1 protein-coding gene is annotated in these 474 nt (G+C 51.5%); it reads left to right on the top strand.

Annotated elements, in window-relative coordinates; all coding sequences use genetic code 11:
• Positions 1–474: ATP phosphoribosyltransferase (gene hisG / locus ACYP03_RS24060; RefSeq protein ID WP_459782369.1), on the top strand; the 474-nt coding region annotated here is incomplete at its 5' end.

The raw sequence follows: 474 nt of genomic DNA, 5'->3' as shown, positions 1-474 counted from the left end.
GGTGTGACGTTCAGCACCTGTATGCTAAATGGTTCTGTCGAAGTCGCCCCTCGTGCCGGTCTGGCCGATGCCATCTGTGATCTGGTTTCTACCGGTGCGACACTCGAAGCCAACGGCCTGAAAGAAGTCGAAGTGATCCTGCAGTCTAAAGCGGTACTGATTCAGCGTTCTGGTGATTTCAGCGCTGACAAACAAGCGTTGATCGAGCGTCTGTTAACCCGTATGCAAGGTGTGATTCAGGCCAAAGAGTCAAAATACATCATGCTGCACGCACCGACTGAATGCCTGGAACAAGTGACAGCTTTACTGCCTGGCGCAGAAGACCCTACCGTTCTGCCACTGTCTCACGACAAGAGCCGGGTTGCCGTTCACCTTGTCAGCTCAGAAAATCTGTTCTGGGAAACCATGGAACAATTAAAAGCACTGGGCGCCAGCTCAATTCTCGTTCTGCCCATTGAGAAAATGATGGAGTAA

This window comes from Photobacterium sp. R1, assembly GCF_054600795.1.
This window is presented reverse-complemented; position numbering and strand designations above follow the sequence as displayed.